This window comes from Agrobacterium bohemicum (genome assembly GCF_002896715.1).
GTDB classification, from domain to species: domain Bacteria; phylum Pseudomonadota; class Alphaproteobacteria; order Rhizobiales; family Rhizobiaceae; genus Agrobacterium; species Agrobacterium bohemicum.
This window is the reverse complement of the sequence record NZ_PGEL01000021.1, coordinates 122,839-140,048: the sequence shown is the minus strand read 5'-3', so window position 1 is coordinate 140,048 and position 17,210 is coordinate 122,839. Positions and strand designations below refer to the sequence as shown.

At 57.2% G+C, this 17,210-nt stretch carries 12 protein-coding genes; 3 read left to right on the top strand and 9 right to left on the bottom strand.

From position 1 onward, the window contains the following. Positions 1 to 356 precede the first annotated feature (356 nt). Positions 357 to 1,295 carry a LysR family transcriptional regulator gene (locus CUC55_RS06985; RefSeq protein WP_103087384.1) on the bottom strand — a complete coding sequence of 313 codons (939 nt, stop codon included), beginning with the start codon at positions 1,293 to 1,295 and terminating at the stop codon, positions 357 to 359. Positions 1,296 to 1,370: 75 nt separating this feature from the next. Here CUC55_RS06985 and CUC55_RS06980 point away from each other — a divergent pair, with 75 nt between their 5' ends. Next, a complete protein-coding gene (locus tag CUC55_RS06980) occupies positions 1,371 to 2,267 on the top strand; it encodes an MBL fold metallo-hydrolase (protein ID WP_103087383.1) in 897 nt (298 codons plus the stop codon). Positions 2,268 to 2,279: 12 nt separating this feature from the next. Further along, a complete protein-coding gene (locus CUC55_RS06975; RefSeq protein WP_103087382.1) occupies positions 2,280 to 3,272 on the top strand; it encodes an alpha/beta hydrolase in 993 nt (330 codons plus the stop codon). Between the two features lie 854 nt (positions 3,273 to 4,126). Here CUC55_RS06975 and pyc read toward each other — a convergent pair. The 5 genes from pyc to CUC55_RS06950 all read right to left on the bottom strand — a co-directional run bounded on the left by pyc (position 4,127) and on the right by CUC55_RS06950 (position 12,037). Further along, positions 4,127 to 7,591, bottom strand: coding sequence for a pyruvate carboxylase (pyc, locus tag CUC55_RS06970; protein WP_103087452.1), 3,465 nt, complete (start codon positions 7,589 to 7,591; stop codon positions 4,127 to 4,129). A 128-nt stretch (positions 7,592 to 7,719) separates the two neighbouring features. Continuing rightward, positions 7,720 to 9,255 carry an amidase gene (locus CUC55_RS06965; RefSeq protein ID WP_103087381.1) on the bottom strand — a complete coding sequence of 512 codons (1,536 nt, stop codon included), beginning with the start codon at positions 9,253 to 9,255 and terminating at the stop codon, positions 7,720 to 7,722. A gap of 64 nt (positions 9,256 to 9,319) precedes the next feature. Further along, positions 9,320 to 10,168 carry an ABC transporter permease gene (locus CUC55_RS06960; protein ID WP_067650206.1) on the bottom strand — a complete coding sequence of 283 codons (849 nt, stop codon included), beginning with the start codon at positions 10,166 to 10,168 and terminating at the stop codon, positions 9,320 to 9,322. Beyond that, complete coding sequence (locus tag CUC55_RS06955) at positions 10,165 to 11,001, bottom strand: ABC transporter ATP-binding protein (protein ID WP_067650203.1); 837 nt, start codon at positions 10,999 to 11,001, stop codon at positions 10,165 to 10,167. Before CUC55_RS06955 ends, CUC55_RS06960 begins: the two co-directional genes overlap by 4 nt. Before the next feature lie 55 nt (positions 11,002 to 11,056). Next, positions 11,057 to 12,037: an ABC transporter substrate-binding protein gene (locus CUC55_RS06950; protein WP_157940928.1), complete on the bottom strand. Its 981-nt coding sequence runs from the start codon at positions 12,035 to 12,037 to the stop codon at positions 11,057 to 11,059. A 405-nt stretch (positions 12,038 to 12,442) separates the two neighbouring features. On the opposite strand from CUC55_RS06950, the gene CUC55_RS06945 reads away from it, so the two are divergent. Then, positions 12,443 to 13,105 carry a GntR family transcriptional regulator gene (locus tag CUC55_RS06945; RefSeq protein WP_067650195.1) on the top strand — a complete coding sequence of 221 codons (663 nt, stop codon included), beginning with the start codon at positions 12,443 to 12,445 and terminating at the stop codon, positions 13,103 to 13,105. A 75-nt stretch (positions 13,106 to 13,180) separates the two neighbouring features. Here the strand turns inward: CUC55_RS06945 and CUC55_RS06940 are convergent, their stop codons facing one another. The 3 genes from CUC55_RS06940 to CUC55_RS06930 all read right to left on the bottom strand — a co-directional run bounded on the left by CUC55_RS06940 (position 13,181) and on the right by CUC55_RS06930 (position 17,057). Further along, entirely contained in the window at positions 13,181 to 14,677 is a 1,497-nt protein-coding gene (locus tag CUC55_RS06940) for an amidase (protein WP_067650192.1), read from the bottom strand. A gap of 39 nt (positions 14,678 to 14,716) precedes the next feature. Continuing rightward, positions 14,717 to 15,460 carry an enoyl-CoA hydratase/isomerase family protein gene (locus CUC55_RS06935; protein ID WP_067650189.1) on the bottom strand — a complete coding sequence of 248 codons (744 nt, stop codon included), beginning with the start codon at positions 15,458 to 15,460 and terminating at the stop codon, positions 14,717 to 14,719. After that, entirely contained in the window at positions 15,453 to 17,057 is a 1,605-nt protein-coding gene (locus tag CUC55_RS06930; RefSeq protein WP_245417706.1) for a CoA-transferase, read from the bottom strand. Before CUC55_RS06930 ends, CUC55_RS06935 begins: the two co-directional genes overlap by 8 nt. Between the last annotated feature and the right edge of the window lie 153 nt (positions 17,058 to 17,210).

Below are 17,210 nucleotides of genomic sequence, written 5' to 3'. Positions count from 1 at the left end.
GATTACTCGAAGCGCTGGTCGTAGCCTCTTGCCTTGGGTGTTACGTGACCGGCAGACGACGCCGAAAAANCGTGACCTGAACCAGATTGCATCATGGTCCGCCGCGTAGTTGAGCGTCCCGCGCCGAGACTGCGACGACTGTTCGCGCTCTGGGTGGGAAACCGACATCAGTCAGGCGTCAGGACTTTGAGCGGGTGGTGCAGGACATTTCGGTCGGAGTCGAGGGCTATTGAGGCGTGGTCCATCTTATGGCCTGGGTGGCGTGAAACGAAAAGCCGAGGATTGCCGCGTCCCTAATCACCTCGATCATGCCCACTAGGCCGGCTTTGTGATGAGGCAAGGCTGCGGAAAAAANGTCAGGCCTCAATGGCGTCGATCAGCGTCGCAACTTGGGAACGGAGCCATTCTGCAGCTGGCTCGCGGTCTGAATGAGCCGACCAGACCATCGCGATGGGACTGACAGTGAGGTCTAGTGGCACGGGGCTTTCTGTCAAACCGAACGTGGAAGCGAAGCGCCTGATAATACGTGTCGGTAGAGTGGCCAGCAGCGGCGCCATCCGTGCCGCAGCCAGCACGGTTAGAAACTCAGGGGCCGCCATGGCGACGTTAAGCTTGACGCCAAGCTTATCGAGCGCCTCGTCAAGGCACCCTTCAATGGTATCTTTTNGGGACACCAGGACGTGCTCTAGACTCAGATATGTCGTCCGATCGACTGGCTCACTCAACGCCAGCAGCTCTTTGTTGTAACAACACATCAGAGACTGCTCGAAGAGGTGCCGGTGGCGGTGGCGGTTGTTTCCCTTGCCATAGCAGCCGACCCCGAGGTCGATTACGCCCTCGTCGAGCATTCGATGAACCTGCTCGGGACTTGCCGCACGCGCCAGCAATTTTATTCCTGGTGCCGTCTTCCTCAGGACCGTCGTCAACTCTGGCATCAAGATGACTTCCAACTCGCTCGAAAAGCCGATGCGAAATGTGTGCGACTCCTGCGAGGGATCGAACGCTCCCGGCGAGGTCAGAGCATCGTGGGCTTGCGTGAGGATCTGCTGAATCACGGGAGCGAGGGCGTGCGCCCTCAGCGTCGGCTGCATAGTCTGGCCAGTTCTCACGAACAGTTCATCTTGAAATAATAATCGCAGCGTCGCGAGATTGTGGCTCATCGCCGGCTGCTGGAGCTTCAGACGCGCGGCTGCTTTCGTCACGCTTCTGTCCCGCATGAGGGCATCGAAGGCGACGAGCAAATTGAGATCGAAAGACCACAAATTGAAATGATCGATTGAGGCTATTTCATTCATCGATTTGATCGTTAACCTGTTCTGTCGTTACTGTCCAGCTTCTTTGGCGACCACGCCACTAGAATTGGAGGTAATATGATGCACGAACATAAGGTCCACCATATTGGTGAAGTGACGATCCAGAGGGTTCTGGAGCAACCGCTTCGAAACGTTCCTAAAAGTTTCGTCTATCCAACGGCAAAGCGGGAAGATTTCGAAGGTATCTCGGAGCGTCTTTCCTCCGTAGACCTGGAGGACAACCAGGACGATTTGGTCCAGAGTGTTCATACTTGGGTGGTTCGTACGCCCCGCAATCTTGTGCTAATCGATACCGGTTCCGGAAATCACAAGCAACGCCCGCTCAACCCTCTATTTCACGACCAGAATATTCCTTTTCTGGAGCGGCTTCGGGAAGAGGCCGGCGTGGACCCGGCTGACGTCGACTACGTCTTCAACACCCACCTCCATGTAGACCACTCGGGTTGGAACACGGTGCTGGACAATGAACGCTGGGTGCCAACGTTTCCGAACGCACGTTATGTGTTTCCACGAAAAGAAGCCGAGTACTATGGCAGCCCCGCCAGCCATAACGACGTTAATATTCCGAGTCTTGGGGTGTTCGAAGACAGCATTCTTCCGGTCATCGAGGCCGGTCTTGTAGATTTCATAGGATCGGATGGCGGAGATTATCTTGATATTTNCAAGTTTATCCCGACACGCGGTCATAGCATCGGGCATATGTCGATCCAGCTGAAGTCGGNCAGTGAAACGGCGATTTTTGGCGGCGATGTGCTCCACCACCCTATCCAAGTCCTCAGACCACACCTCAACACGGTCTTCTGCGAGTTCCCCGAGGATGCAGCCGCTTCAAGAGAGAAGATCCTCCGGATACTCGCAGACGATCACGCGCTCTACTGCGCAACTCATTTTGCGGGTTCGTCCGCCGGTTACGTAACGCGCGCGGATCACGGCTATACCTGGTCCTACGCTTGAAAGGAAGCAATCATGTCAGACAACATAATCAACCTCGAAGAAATCCTATTCGAGGATCATCATATCACCACCGACACACCCGGCATCACCCTATACCTGCGCAACAAGCGTCGTCGCGGGGTAGAACGGTTTGGTCCGGAAAAGACCGTCGTCATGGTGCACGGTGCGACCTACTCTTCAGGCAGCCTTTATGACGTCCGACTTGGGGGCATGTCCTATATGGATTTTCTCGCGGCTCGCGGATTTGACGTCTTTGCCGTCGACGTTCGCGGCTATGGCCACTCCACTCGGCCACCCGAGATGGAACAAGATGCAAGCCTCTCGCCACCTGTGGTAAAGACCGAAACCGGCGTCATCGATCTTGGTCACGCGGTTAATTTCGTCCTGCAACATCGCCAACTGGATCGTGTAAACATTTTTGGTATGTCTTGGGGCGGTACCGTCGCTGGAGCGTTTAGTGCCGACAACCCCGAGAAAGTCGTGAAGCTCGCGCTGCTCGCGCCTCAATGGCTCAGCGACAAGCCCATTCCTATCGACATGGGCGGAGAACTGGACGCCTACCGACTTGTTCCAGTACTTGAAACGAAAGCGCGCTGGCTTTCGACTGCACCTGAAAATGCGCGAGATAGCTTGGTGCCAGAGGGATGGTTTGAGACTTGGGCTGAGGCGACGCTGGCGGAGGATCCGTGGAGCGCCGGAAAGTCGCCGGAGCGACTTCGCGCCTCCAATGGTCCTATCCAGGACATCCGAGACTACTGGCGCCAGGGTCGCGCTTTTTACGACCCGGCTCTTATTGGCGCGCNGACTCTGCTGGTGCATGGCGAGTGGGATGTCGACGTCACGATCGATCTTGCGCTTTCGATCTTTCAGAAGCTGACGGGTGCGCCATACCGGCGCTGGGTCGAGATCGGCGAAGCCACACATCTCGTGCTGATGGAGAAAAACAGATTGCAGGCCTTCGAGGCCATCGCATCTTTCTTCTCAGAAGAGTACTCGCCAGAATGAGAACTTGGGATGCCGCCAGAATCAAACCCTCTACGTGCGTTGGTTGATCTGACTACTTCGTAGGAGAGCTCTGACGACAAGCCCTGGAACCCCTTGAGGCCGCGATCCGCGCGGCTTCGCTTATATGCTCTTTGCGGAAGCCTGGGGCATCCGGGACAGGCTCAAGCCGTTCCTCCTGAACCACGTCTTACCGCCCGCACGCAAATAAGCCCTCTCCGGCCGGCGTGAAACTGACACGTCTCGCCCAGCGTGAACCATCTCATGCTCGAGCAGTCAACTGTCTGCTGATCGCGGATTGCTCGACGCGCGGTTCAGCGGTTGGGGCGCAAATCGTTTCATTTCTGATGACAGAGAAGAAATAGCGTAGCGAGTTTTTTNGCATGTTCCCATCGCTGCTTTTTCGTAAGATACGGGAGCCTGCACCGCTGAGATTTGACGAATCGATGTACACCTGCCGTGCCTACACATAGGCTGCAGGCTTACCAGTGACGAGATCGAAGATGTGGAGCAAACCCTCAAACGTCGAATAGTCGCCAACGATGCGGCGTTCCGATCCGCCGGCGGCGTACAGCTGCTTCTCTGCGCTTCGTAACCGGCCTGTCTATGAAACAGCATCGTCGGACGGCAATCAAGCGCCGAGCATGTACTTCTCGTCCGCGTGTCCTGCCGAGCAATTATCCGAGCATTGCGAGATGCTACAGCTGCGCCAATGTCGCTGGAACGCTGAAAGCACCCTTCAGATGTCCAAGGAAAATATCGCCGGGGCAGAACAACGTTGGTACCGACGCCATTTTGAACGGGGAAAATGGTCGCCTCGAGTAATCGCGAAATCGCCCTCGCCACAGGCCGCTTCCTTACTCCCGGCTAACGATGAGTAGGTCCTTGGCATCGATCTGGTCACCGGCCTTGACGAGAACTTCGGCGATCGTGCCGTCCTTCTCGGCGTGGATCGCGGTTTCCATTTTCATCGCCTCGATCGATACCAGCACATCGCCAGCAGTGATGCCCTGCCCCGGCGAGACGAAGACCCGGGAGATGACGCCCGGCATCGGCGCACCGACATGGGTAGCATCTCCCGGCTCCGCTTTTCGGCGAGCCGATGCATTTTGGGTACCGTTGACGCGGTTCGGTACCTTGATGCGGCGCGGCTGGCCGTTGAGCTCGAAAAAANTTGTTACCATGCCCTGGCTGTCGGTGGCACTCATCGCCTGGTTGACGATAACCAGCGTCTTACCCTTTNCAATATCGGCTAACAGCTCCTCGCCATCGCCGAGACCGTAAAAATAGGCAGGTGTTGGCAGTACCGAAACCGGGCCGTAAGTGTCCGACGCCAGCGCAAAGTCAGTGAAGACCTTCGGATACATCAGGTAGGAAGCGAATTCGAAATCGCTAACCTTGCGCTCGAGCTTGGTCTCGATCGTCTTGCGCTCCGCGTCGAGATCAGCCTCTGCAAGCAGCGAGCCCGGACGGACGGTGTATGGCTTGTCGCCCTTCAGCGCCTTCTTTTGCAGCGCTTCAGGCCAACCGGATGGCGGCTGGCCGAGATCGCCCTTCAGCATCGAGACAACCGACTCCGGGAAGGAGACTTCCTTGTCTGGGCTCACGACATCAGCGACCGTTAAATCCTGAGAGACCATCATCAGCGCCATGTCTCCGACGACCTTCGAGGATGGCGTCACCTTGACGATATCGCCGAACATCTGGTTGGCGTCGGCGTAGGCCTGCGCCACGCGATGCCAGCGGGTCTCCAAACCAAGCGAGCGGGCCTGCTCCTTGAGATTGGTGAACTGGCCGCCCGGCATCTCGTGCAGATAGACTTCAGAGGCCGGACCCTTGAGATCGCTCTCAAAGGCCGCGTACTGATGACGCACCGCTTCCCAATAGAAGGAGATGCGGCGGATCGACTCAGGATCGAGGCCCGGATCACGCTCGGAACCACGCAGCGCTTCGACGATGGAACCGAGGCAGGGCTGTGAGGTATTGCCCGACAACGCATCCATCGTCGCGTCGACTGCATCGACACCCGCATCGACGGCCGCCAGAACGGTCGCAGCAGCAATACCCGACGTATCATGCGTGTGGAAATGGATGGGCAGGCTGGTCGCCTCCCGCAACGCCTTGAACAGCACCTTGGCAGCGGCGGGCTTAAGCAGGCCTGCCATGTCCTTCAGCGCGATGATATGCGCGCCACTCTTTTCGAGTTCGGCGGCCAGATCCGTATAGTACTTCAGGTCGTACTTCGGGCGCGCCGAATTCAGAATATCGCCAGTGTAGCAGATCGCGGCCTCACAGATCTTGTTCTCTTCGATGACGGCATCCATCGCGACGCGCATGTTCTCCACCCAGTTGAGGCAGTCGAAGACACGGAACAGATCGATGCCACCCCTCCCCGCCTGGCGGACGAAATATTTGACGACATTGTCCGGGTAGTTTGTGTAGCCTACGCCATTGGCACCGCGCAGTAGCATCTGCAACAACAGGTTAGGCGCCGCTTCACGGACCTGGGAGAGCCGCTCCCACGGATCTTCAGTCAGGAAACGCATAGAGACGTCAAAAGTCGCGCCACCCCAGCATTCCAGCGACAGGAGATTCGGCAGTGAGTGCGCATAGGTGCCAGCGATGCGGGCGATATCATAGGTGCGCATACGGGTCGCCAGCAGCGACTGATGGGCATCGCGCATCGTCGTATCGGTCATGAGAACGCGCTTTTCGTTGCGCATCCATTCGCCGAATTTCTTCGGACCGAGCTTGTCGAGCAGCTGCTTGGTACCGTTGGGAATGCCGCCGCCATTGGTATAGGGCACGACGGGCTCGGCAATGTCGGCAGATGGCTTCGGCCGATCCTTGACTTCCGGGTGACCGTTGACGGTGACATCGGCCAGGTAGGTGAGCAGCTTGGTGGCGCGGTCCTGGCGCTTGACCTGCTGGAAGAGCTCCGGCGTCGAGTCGATGAAGCGCGTGGTGTAGCTGTTATCCTTGAAGCTCGGATGTGTGATGATCGCTTCGAGGAAGGTCAGATTGGTCGCGACGCCGCGGATACGGAATTCGCGCAGTGCGCGGTCCATGCGGGCGATAGCTTCCGAAGGGTTCGGCGCCCAGGCTGTGACCTTCACCAGCAGCGGATCGTAATAGCGGGTGATGATGGCGCCCGAATAGGACGTGCCGCCATCGAGACGGATACCGAAGCCGGATGCCGAGCGGTACGCGGTGATGCGGCCATAATCCGGGATGAAGTTGTGCTCCGGATCCTCAGTGGTGATGCGGCACTGCAGCGCGTGGCCGTTAAGCTTGATGTCTTCCTGCTTGGGAACGCCCGATTCCGGCGTACCGATCGCGAAGCCGTCGAGAATATGTATCTGCGCCTTGACGATATCAATACCGGTGACGACTTCGGTGACCGTATGCTCGACCTGAATGCGCGGATTGACCTCGATGAAGTAGAATTTGCCGGTATCGGCATCCATTAGATACTCGACGGTGCCGGCACCGATATAGTTAGTGGCCTCGGCGATCTTCAGCGAATAGGTGGCAAGCTCCTGGCGCTGCGCTTCGGAGAGATAAGGCGCAGGCGCGCGTTCAACGACCTTCTGGTTACGGCGCTGGATGGAGCAGTCGCGCTCGAAGAGATGCACAACATTGCCATGTGTATCGCCGAGAATCTGGCTTTCGACATGACGGGCGCGCTCAACGAGCTTCTCCAGATAGACCTCGTCCTTGCCGAAGGCAGCCATCGCCTCGCGCTTGGCTTCCGTCACTTCGCGAGCAAGATCCTTCGGGTCACGAATGGCGCGCATGCCGCGCCCGCCACCGCCCCAGGAGGCCTTGAGCATCACGGGATAGCCGATCTCCCCGGCCATCTTTGCGACGACCTTCATATCGTCAGGAAGCGGCTCGGTTGCCGGGACGACTGGAACACCGATCGAGATCGCAAGATTGCGGGCCGCGACTTTGTTGCCTAGCTGGCGCATCGTATCCGGCTTCGGCCCGATGAAGATGATGCCGGCGGCGTTACAGGCATCAACGAATTCGGGGCTCTCGGACAGCAGGCCATAGCCTGGATGTATGGCATCGGCACCCGAAAGTTTGGCGACGCGGATCACCTCGTCGATCGACAGATAGCTCTCGATCGGCCCGAGATCACGAGCAAGATGCGGCCCGCGGCCGACCTGATAGCTTTCGTCGGCTTTGAAGCGGTGCAACGCGAGTTTGTCTTCCTCTGCCCATATTGCGACCGTCTTTATCCCGAGTTCGTTGGCCGCGCGGAATACGCGAATGGCAATTTCAGAGCGGTTGGCGACGAGAATCTTGGATATGGGCAAGTTGAACTCCAAACGTGGGCACACCGTAGCAAACAAATTTCCGCCGGTTCGCATGTTGAGCGCGGCGAGCCAGCGATGTAGAACGGTGACGCGATTAAACGGTAGTTTCTTGGCAGGCCGGGAGGATCTTAGGCCTCGTCAGACTGTTCAATCTGATTGAGAAATGCCTGCGTCTCGAAGGCTTTTGCGACGGCTAGGAGCGTATGCTCTTCAAAATGCCGACCGACAATCATCATGCCGACAGGCATGCCTCCCACCGTTGCGCAAGGAAGGGACAAGGCAGGATGGCCTGTCGCGTCGAAGGTTGCAGTGTTGGGCATCATGTTGAGCGCAATCTCCATGGTCCGTCCTAGTGAAGCCTCGGGCTCGTGACGTGGCGCGGTGGTGGGCGTCGTCGGCATGACGAGTATGTCGACCTCGCGGAGCGCTTGGTCGTAGGCTGCACGTAGCTTTCGCCGAAGATTTTGAGCCTTCGCATAGAACACGCCGCCGGTCTGCTCGGCGAGATACTGCCCGAGTAGAATGACACCCTTGACAGTAGGCGAAAAGAGCTGCGCTTTCTCAAGTTTGGCTTTTCGATAGAAATCGATAAGGCCGATATCCTGGTGGGCTTGTGAGCCGTAAGCAATGACGTTGTCGCGAACCATGACGCTCCAAGCGCCCTCAGTGGCTATTCCTGTCCAGATATCGAGACCGTGAAGGTGCATCGGGACGGAAACCTGTTTCACCGTCATTCCCAACTTTCCGAAGGCCTCGGTGGCCTGCCGAACGGCGTCGTCAACATCGGGATCCGAGAGCCCTTCCCATCCGAAACCCTCCTTGAGAATGCCGACACGCAAGCCTGCGATGTCCGCTTCGAGCGCGGTGCTGTATGAGGGAAGTGCATGGGGTACCTCGATCTGACGGGCATCCAGGCCATCCCTCCCGGCGATCACGTCAAGCATCAGGGCGATGTCGTCAACCGTTCGCGCCATAGGTCCAAGGTGATCGAGGCTGGGCTCGATGGGAAATGCACCGGTATAAGGAACCAGCCCCCAGCTCGGCTTAAGGCCGACGACGCCGCACCACGATGCTGGGATGCGAACGGACCCCCCNTGATCTCCTCCTATCGCGATGTCACAGTCATTCGCAGCAAGAAGCGCGCCGTTTCCGCTCGATGAACCGCCGGACNTCCGCTGTGTGTCCCACGGATTGAGTACCGGGCCTGGATATGAGGTATGTGAGCCACCGGAGAAGCAGAGATTTTCGGAAACTGCCTTTCCTGCGATCTCGGCACCCGCTGCCAGTATACGCGATACAACGGTGGCATCCGAGTTGGGAACGTAGCCTGCCAATATCTCAGATCCGTTAAGAAGCGGAACGCCTGCAACTGAGATATTGTCCTTGATCGCAATCCGTTTGCCATGCAACGCCCCACCTTCCCNTGTGCGAATGGATGTTTNCCATGCCCATGCGCCATATGCGTTTTTTCCTGGAAGGGGCGCATGCCCTCTGTCCCGGTTCAGAGTTCGGTCGGGAGGGTCTGAAAGGTTCTCTATAGTTGTATAAGATGCGAGCGATTTTGCGATTGACTGCTGGAAGGCTCCAATTTCTGCGTCGCTCAGAACAAAATGATTTGCTTCTGCAATGCGGTGAAGATCGTAATCGGTCGGTTGTTTCGGCATCGTGCTCCCCATCAACTGGTTATGTCTCCGGTCAGCCACCCGGAGGGTGCCTGACCGTTGTTTTTTAGCGGCTGCCGGCGCTCTTCCACTTCAACAGGAAGCGCTCCAAGACACCCACGGCCATGCTTAGGACGAAGGCAAGAATCATCAGGCTGAAGATGCCCAAGAGAACGAGCGGAATGTTGTAGTTCGCACCCGCAATAAGGATGATGTTACCAAGGCCCGCCTCAGAGGAAATGTACTCCCCGATCACAGCGCCGATGAGGGCGAAACCTACATTCAGCTTGGCTGCAGCGACGACCCACCCGTAAGAGGACGGGATAACAACCTTGGTAAAGATCTGTATCTTAGTTGCGCCGAAAGACCTCAAAAGTTTGATGAGATCCTTGTCGACCTGCTGAGCTCCTTCATAGGCCTGAAGAAGTGCTACGATGACGCAGGAGACGGTCGCCAGGATGATCTTGGATTCGATACCGACTCCAAACCAGATGATAATGAGCGGGCCAAGGGCAAGCACCGGAACCGAGCCAAGAGCGAGTATGTAGACGCCCATAACGCGCGCAACGAAGCGTGAGTACCAGAGACCAAGCCCGATAGCGGTGCCGATCACGCTCCCGAGAAGAAAACCGATGATTGTCTCAAGTCCGGTCACGTAGGCACCGTACAGGAGAGAGCCGTTCTCTATTCGGGCCATCGCGAGTTTTAGAACCTGTGAGGGCGAGCCAAACAGAAACGTGCTTATGCTGCCTGTTCTCGCCCCCCATTCCCAGGCGCCAAAAAGCAAGACCGCTATCAACAATTGAACAATACGAACGAGGACAGTTTCACGCCGCTCACGGCGCTCAATTTCACGGGCCGCATTTCGTTCATCAGTGGCATTGAGGGAGAATTCGTTTCGAACCACGTCCGTCATTGCGCGCGCTCCTTCCTCAGATCTGTGACGACTTCGAGCTGATTCCAGATCGCAGCGTAGTGCACATGGAATTCGGGGTTCTTGCGTGCGTCGATGGGGGATTCTCGTTTCATGTTGAGACGAATGGTTCGAAGATCCCGCACGGTACCGGGACCCTTGCTCAGAATGTAGACCTTGTCAGCGATGGATACGGCTTCTTCAATATCGTGGGTGATAAATAGAACTGTGCGCTTCAGTTCGCGAACCATCTCAAGCAGATCGGCCTCAAGGGCGACACGCGTCGGATAATCCAGTGACTGAAAGGGCTCGTCCATAAGGATGATGTCCTGTCCCATGACCAGCGTGCGCATAAGCGCGACCCGCTGGCGCATGCCGCCCGACAGAGCTGCAGGATAGCTGTCGCGATATTTTTCCAGCCCGAAGAGCTTCAAATAGGCGATGGCTTTCTCCCGGGCTTCGACAGGCGGTTGTCGCTGGATCTCCAGCCCAATAGTGACGTTCTGCAAGATCGTACGCCATGGAATGAGCAGGTCCTTCTGCTGCATGTATCCCATGCGACCGGCAATACCTGCTTGGACAGGCGTGCCATCAACGAGAACCTCGCCTGAAGTCGGATCGAGCAAGCCGGCGATGATGTTGAAAAGTGTGCTCTTTCCACACCCGCTTGGACCGACGATGCAGGTGAATTCCTGGTCGCGCGCGACGAGGTCGATATGGCGCAACGCTTGAACCGTACCTTCCTTCGTTGCAAAAGATTTGGAAACGGATTTGACCTCTACGCGGGCACGAGGTTCAGCTAAGCCGAGAGCCTCGGATTTGTTTTCTGCATTCATGATATTCCCCTCCGAAAGGGCACGTGGGTGCTTCCCACATGCCGGATCACCGCTGTCACTGGGTTACAGTTTTGGCGATCGGACGGGNTCCGGACCATTCGATCCGCCCCAGCGTGCGATAGGCAGATAAAGCAGCCGTATTATCGAGGCCATCTTCCACCGTTGCTGCCTTTTTGATCGTACCGACGAAGACATGCATCTTCTGACTGGCCGTGAAGGCGTTGTATTCTGCAAAAGCATGTTCGGGAAAAGCCAGCTCGGAGATCATCCGTTCGACTGCTTTACGGACGATTTNCTCGTCGAGGTCGGGAAACTCCCGGATGGCGATTTTAACGGCCTCCTCCGGATGACGATAAATATACTGGCTCGCCTTCTCAAAGGCGTTCATGACCTTTTGATGCGTCTGCGGATTTTTTNCGATGAACGCCTGTGTCGTGTTGAGGCTCGAAANCAGATATGGTCTGGAAGCCGCAGCAAACGAGAACGCGACGTGCAAACCTTGGTCCTCCGCCTGCTCTACCACTGGCGGATAGGATAGCCCGATGTCCGTTTGGCCTGCAAAAACGGACGCCATTTCGCTGCCGATCGGCACCTGCACGTTCGTGTATGTGCTACCCGATGGCTTGATATCAAGGCGCTGCGCCAGATCAGTTAGACGAGCCCAGCCGGAGTCCGGCTGTGGTTGTGTCGAAATTTTGTAGCCCTGAGATAGAAGGTCCGAGAAATTAGCGGTCAGCTTGATGTCTGAGTTCTTGGCAAGCGCATAGATGGTCTCAGCGTTGCAGATGGTGCCGACCACGACACCAGGTCCACCTTGTTCCCGGCTGATAGTCGGGAAANCCGGGTCTTGAATTGAGTAATCGGCGCTGCCGCCCAGAACGGCCGACCAGGCCTGCGAGCCGCCGCCACCCGTTGTCACCTTGACATCGACGCCCTCCTCTTCGAAGAACCCGGCGTCATGTGCCACGTAGAGGCTGAGGTACAGCAACGACTGGAAGGCCTGATTGATGCGTACGGTCTTGGCTTCCTCTGCCATGGCCGGACTGACGAATACTAGCGCTGCCGACATTGTTGCAGCTGCACATATCGTTCGAATGTTCATAGTTCCCGCTCCGTTTCTTTGTTGATTTCTGCTGAGCTTTTTTNCTCCGCGTAACAGACATGCTGCTTGGCCGTCGGATGACCTTCATTGCGGCAATTCGCGCTGAGTGCCTCACTGGGCGACCACTAGTATGTCAGATGATTTCTCGAGCGCAAGGGCTTTTTTNATCTTCGCCGATGATGTCACCACTTCAGGGCAACATTCTCGTTTTCCCCGGTCCTAGTGGAAGCTATTGACTAAAAATACGGCCGGTCACTGGACGCCACTGATATACAACTGATAAGCAAAGTGGACCGATGGCCAATTTGTCATCGGCAAGAGGACGGTGTGAAATTGGAGATGAAGTTGAAAGCAAAGATCGACCAGGAATCGATGGCGGAGAAAGCGTATCGTCGCATCGAAGAAATGATCGTGATGCAGGACCTCTTGCCCGGCTCAATGATTTCAGAAGCGCAACTCGGCCAGGAACTCGGTTGCGGGAGGACTCCCGTTCGGGAAGCTTTGCAACGGCTAAAGCTTGAGGGATATATTGATGTTCATCCTCGGCGGGGAGCGTTGGTCACCCCGGTCGACGTCTTGAAGCAATTGGAGCTTTTGGAGGTACGACGCTCGTTGGAAGACCTCGGCGCCCGCCTTGCCTCTGTACGTGCAACTGGTGCAGAGAGGCGCAGGTTGATCGAATTGGCAGACGAGATCGACGCTGCGGCTGGCACTGGCGATCGAGCAAAGTTCTACGAAGCGAACAAAGCCATTCACGAGACGGTGGCAGCGGCGACCCACAACGAGACGTTCGAGAAAACGATCAGGGCCGTCCACGGCCTCTCCCGGCGTTTTTGGTATGCCTATATTGGGGAGGAGCAGATGAAGGGTGCCGCCAAGCTTCATGCCAAAGTCGTCACGTCCATTGCCCACAACGCTCCTGCAGACGCCGCCGAACAAGTTGTCCAACTCATGGACTATCTTGAGAGCCTAACCAGAATGGCAATTGAGCGACGCATCTAACGCAATTCGAACCAAGTCCCGGCCGCCGGATGGGGCCAGGGCTTGGTCATGGAACGCGGAAAACCTGCGGGCGGCCTAAGCTGAGGCCCTCTCAAACACATCGGCGACAGCAAGCAGCTTGTCGTCTTCGAATTTCCTGCCAACGAGCATCATGCCCACCGGTAGTCCACCGGATGTCCCGCAGGGGACGCTCAGCGCAGGATGCCCTGTCATATTGAAGGGTGCGGTGTTCGCCACCATGTTCCATCCCGCGAGCACGAGTTCTGCCGGGGACTGGTCCGGATTGTAAACGTGCGCAATCATTGGCGTTGTCGGCATCAGCAAAATATCGACTTGTTCCAACAAGGTATCGTAACCTGCCCGCAGCGTGGCTCGCATATTCTGTGCCTTGGCGTAGAAGCGCCCCTGGTAGTCTTCACGCAGATAAGTTCCGAGCATCAGATTGAATTTGGCTTGTAGGGGCATTCTGTCACCCCTTTCTTGCATGCCGGTGCCGAAAGCCTGTGAGAGTTCCGGATTGTAGGCACCATCCCAATGGTGCCCATGACCATTGCCCTGGAAGGTCGCCGTCACGCCTTCGGCAAACACCCCCCAAACAATCGGCCCAGCCTCTGCGTGGCCGGGATACGAAAGTTCGATGATCGTCGCTCCGAGCGTTTCAAGCGCTTTTGCTGCGCCTAGCACGGTTGCATCAACGTCTGGCTCGGAGCCGGCCGTGCCAAAACCTTCGCGTAGGATGCCTATCTTGATGCCGCTCAGGTTCTTCCGGTCGAGCGCGCCTACATAGTCGACAACAGTAACCTCCCGCTGTCGCGGATCAAGTGGGTCCTTGCCCGCGATCGCGGCAAGCGTTTCAGCCACCTCTCGCGCCGTTCGTGCCATTGGACCGGTGTGGTCGAAGGTGAGATCGTATCCCAGAATGCCCGTATACGGCACCAGCCCGTAGGTTGGCTTCAATCCGACCACACCGCACCAGGACGCGGGAATCCTAATCGATCCCGCTTGGTCTCCACCGATGGTGATGTCGACCTCGCCGGAGAGCAAGGCTGCGGCCGAGCCACCCGATGAGCCACCTGCGAGCCGGGTCCTATCGTGTGGATTGCGCGTGGGGCCATATGCGCTGGTGTCACCCGCACCAGAGAAGGCGAGATTGTCCATATTCACGACGGCAACGATTTCGGCTCCCGCGGAAAGCAGGCGTGACACGACCGTTGCATCCTGTTGCGGGGTGAACTCAACAACATCCGAACCGCACGTCATCGGCACGCCAGCGATGCTAATGTTGTCCTTGATGCCGATCCGCTTGCCGTGAAGCGGGCCCTCGCTTGCGCCCCGTATGGACAGCTTACGAACAAAGGAGTTGCAAAAATTCTCATGCGGCGCGGGTCGATGGCCTGGATCTCGCGTTGGTGGGACGCTTTGGGAAGCTGGGCTGGCTTCTAGAGCGTCATACTGCTCGAGAATATGGTCGAACAGCGCCGTATATGAACCCTCCTCTTCCGAACCGATGGAGAAATGGTTGACGCTTGCAAGTTTGTGAAGCCGGTCGAGGCTGGGGCGACGGATGCTCATTGACTATTCTCCCTGTGTCTGTCTGCCGTGCGGTGCCGCCTAATTCTTAATTGCAAATTTTTTCAGCGTAGCTGCGGCTGCCTCATGGGCACAGTTTTCCGCAAATATCTCGCCGGCCTGCGCGTCCCACACTTCCGCCGCGCCCAGTACTTCCGCCTGGAAATAGCGCTTGGTCGATTTNACCGCCACGCGCGGCAAGGCAGCGAGGCGGCCGGCAATCTCCCGCGCCTTTTCAAGGGCCCCATCCGGCGGGGTCAAGTAGTCAGCAACGCCCAATTTGCATGCTGTGGCGCCGTCCAGGACCTCATAACCCCAGACGAGCCGACGAGCAGTCGTCATTCCGACGCGGCTTGCAAGCGCCTTCAATCCCCACGGCGGCAGCCATCCGTTGGGAACCTCTGGCAGGCTCCACTTTGCAGTCTCGGCCGTGACGACAAGATCGCATGACATCGCTAGGATAAACCCTCCACCCAGGGCGTGCCCCTCGACGGCTGCGATGACAGGAAGATCGAGAAGCCCGATCGCGCGAGCCATGCGTGCGGTATGAGCTTCGTGGCGAACCATCCCTTTAACGTCCATGGTACCGAGTTCTTTGAGGTCACTTCCCGCGCAGAAGCTTGGGGCGGCACCCGTAAGGACGACTGCGCCGATATCGGCATCTCCGCCTAGTTGGAGGAACTTTTCTTCGAGCATCTCGACTAGTTCCGTGCCCAGAGCGTTGCGGCGTGTCGGGCGGTTGATCGTCAGGATGGCGACGCGGTTTTCGATGGCCAGATCAAGCATTGGCTACCTCCTCTGTTTGGTCTGCGGCAGCCGCCTGAAGGAAAAGCGAGCTGTCCATAAGTGGCAGCGGATCGGCAATTTCCGCTGGGNCGTAATCCATCCGTTCCAACACATCACGCCTTACATCGACACCAGGCGCGATCTCCGACAATCTTAGCCCTCGCGGCGTGACATCGAACACGGCGCGTTCCGTGACAATCTTTGCGGTCTGCCCTCTGTCGCGTACGCCGTCCAGCACGCGATAGGTGACACTTTCAGCCTGTTTCGCAAACTTTGAGATCCGCCCGTCCTGAAGGATCTTGAGTTTNCCGTTCTCGAAAACTGTTTCCAAGCCGCCGGTCGTGAACGTCCCGGTGAACACAAGTCGTTCAGCATTGTGAGCGATGTCGATAAAGCCGCCAGCCCCAGGGTTCGCGGCGCCGAATTTCGATACATTCACGACTCCCTCAGCGTCGAACTGGGCAAAAGCGAGAGCGGCGAAACGGCATAAGCCGCCATCGATGGCATCGAACTGATAAAGGCCGTCCATGATCGCGTCCGGATTGATGTTGGCAGAGAATTGCCATCCGGACATCACGACGCCACCGTAGGATCCGTGCTCGGTCGTAAACCAGTAGTCATGGCCTGCTGGATCGTCAAGCATGCCTTCTTCAGCCATTACCAGAGGAATGTCCGCAGAAGCGCCGAAGCCAAATATTGATAGCTCCCGCTTGCGCACCTCATGAGCGGCGCGGCGCGCGATAACCTTGTCTGCGGACATGGCAGGTATAGGCAATTCGCCGATCGGACGCCGGCTACCTGAAAAGTAGGCGGAGTCAAACGGCGTGTGTGACGTCATCATCATGTCCGGAACAACGACAACGTCGTCGACGAAATATCCCGGAACGGAGGTTTGCGAGGCAAGCCGTTTACCAGTCGGAACGATACGCCGAACCTGTGCAATAACCCGCCCCCCNGACGCTTTGGCCGCCAGAATCAAGCCGATGTTCGCCGAAACCAAAGCTTCGTCTTCCCAGGACAGGTTGCCGTACTCATCGGCGGACGATGCCCTGACAATCGCGACGTCGATCGGCCATGTCGGATAATAGAGCATCTTACGACCCTCAAATTCGACCTTACGGATAAGGTCGGCCGTCGCAATTGAAGTAAACCGACCACCGCCAAGTTCTGGATCTGCATAAGTGCCAACGCCAATGTCCGTGAGATATCCGGGGCTCTTGCGAGCCACCTCACGCAGCCAGTGCATCGACGCACCGATCGGCCATGAATAGGCTTCTATCCTGTTCTCGCGAATGAGCNGCATCAGCTCCGGCCGCTTCCCGGTCACCGGGTCAACCGGATTGATGTAGGACCCGGCGACTATGCGCTTCATCAAGCCTTCCTTGGCGACGTGGTCCATTCCCCTGATGCCCTGCGCATCACCGGTCCCACATGGGAAGTAAAAGGTCAGCCCGTGCGGCGAACCTGTTTCGGCGAACCGATCACCAAGAGCCTTCAAAACTGCGTCCGGCGTTACCCACCCAATTACGCCAACCGAGGCTACCGTTGCGCCGTCGGCTATGCCGGATACGGCTTCCTGTGAGGAAACAACTCTCATTATCTTCACCTTCCAACGATGATTGAAACATTGGCGCTAACTGAAATGCACCAGCCGCTCCGGTGCTTCTATTCGCGCCTCATCATGCTGACATATCAGTGGTGGACAACGAAATCAATATAAGCACTGCGTTTTTNCGCAGAATATGAGCTG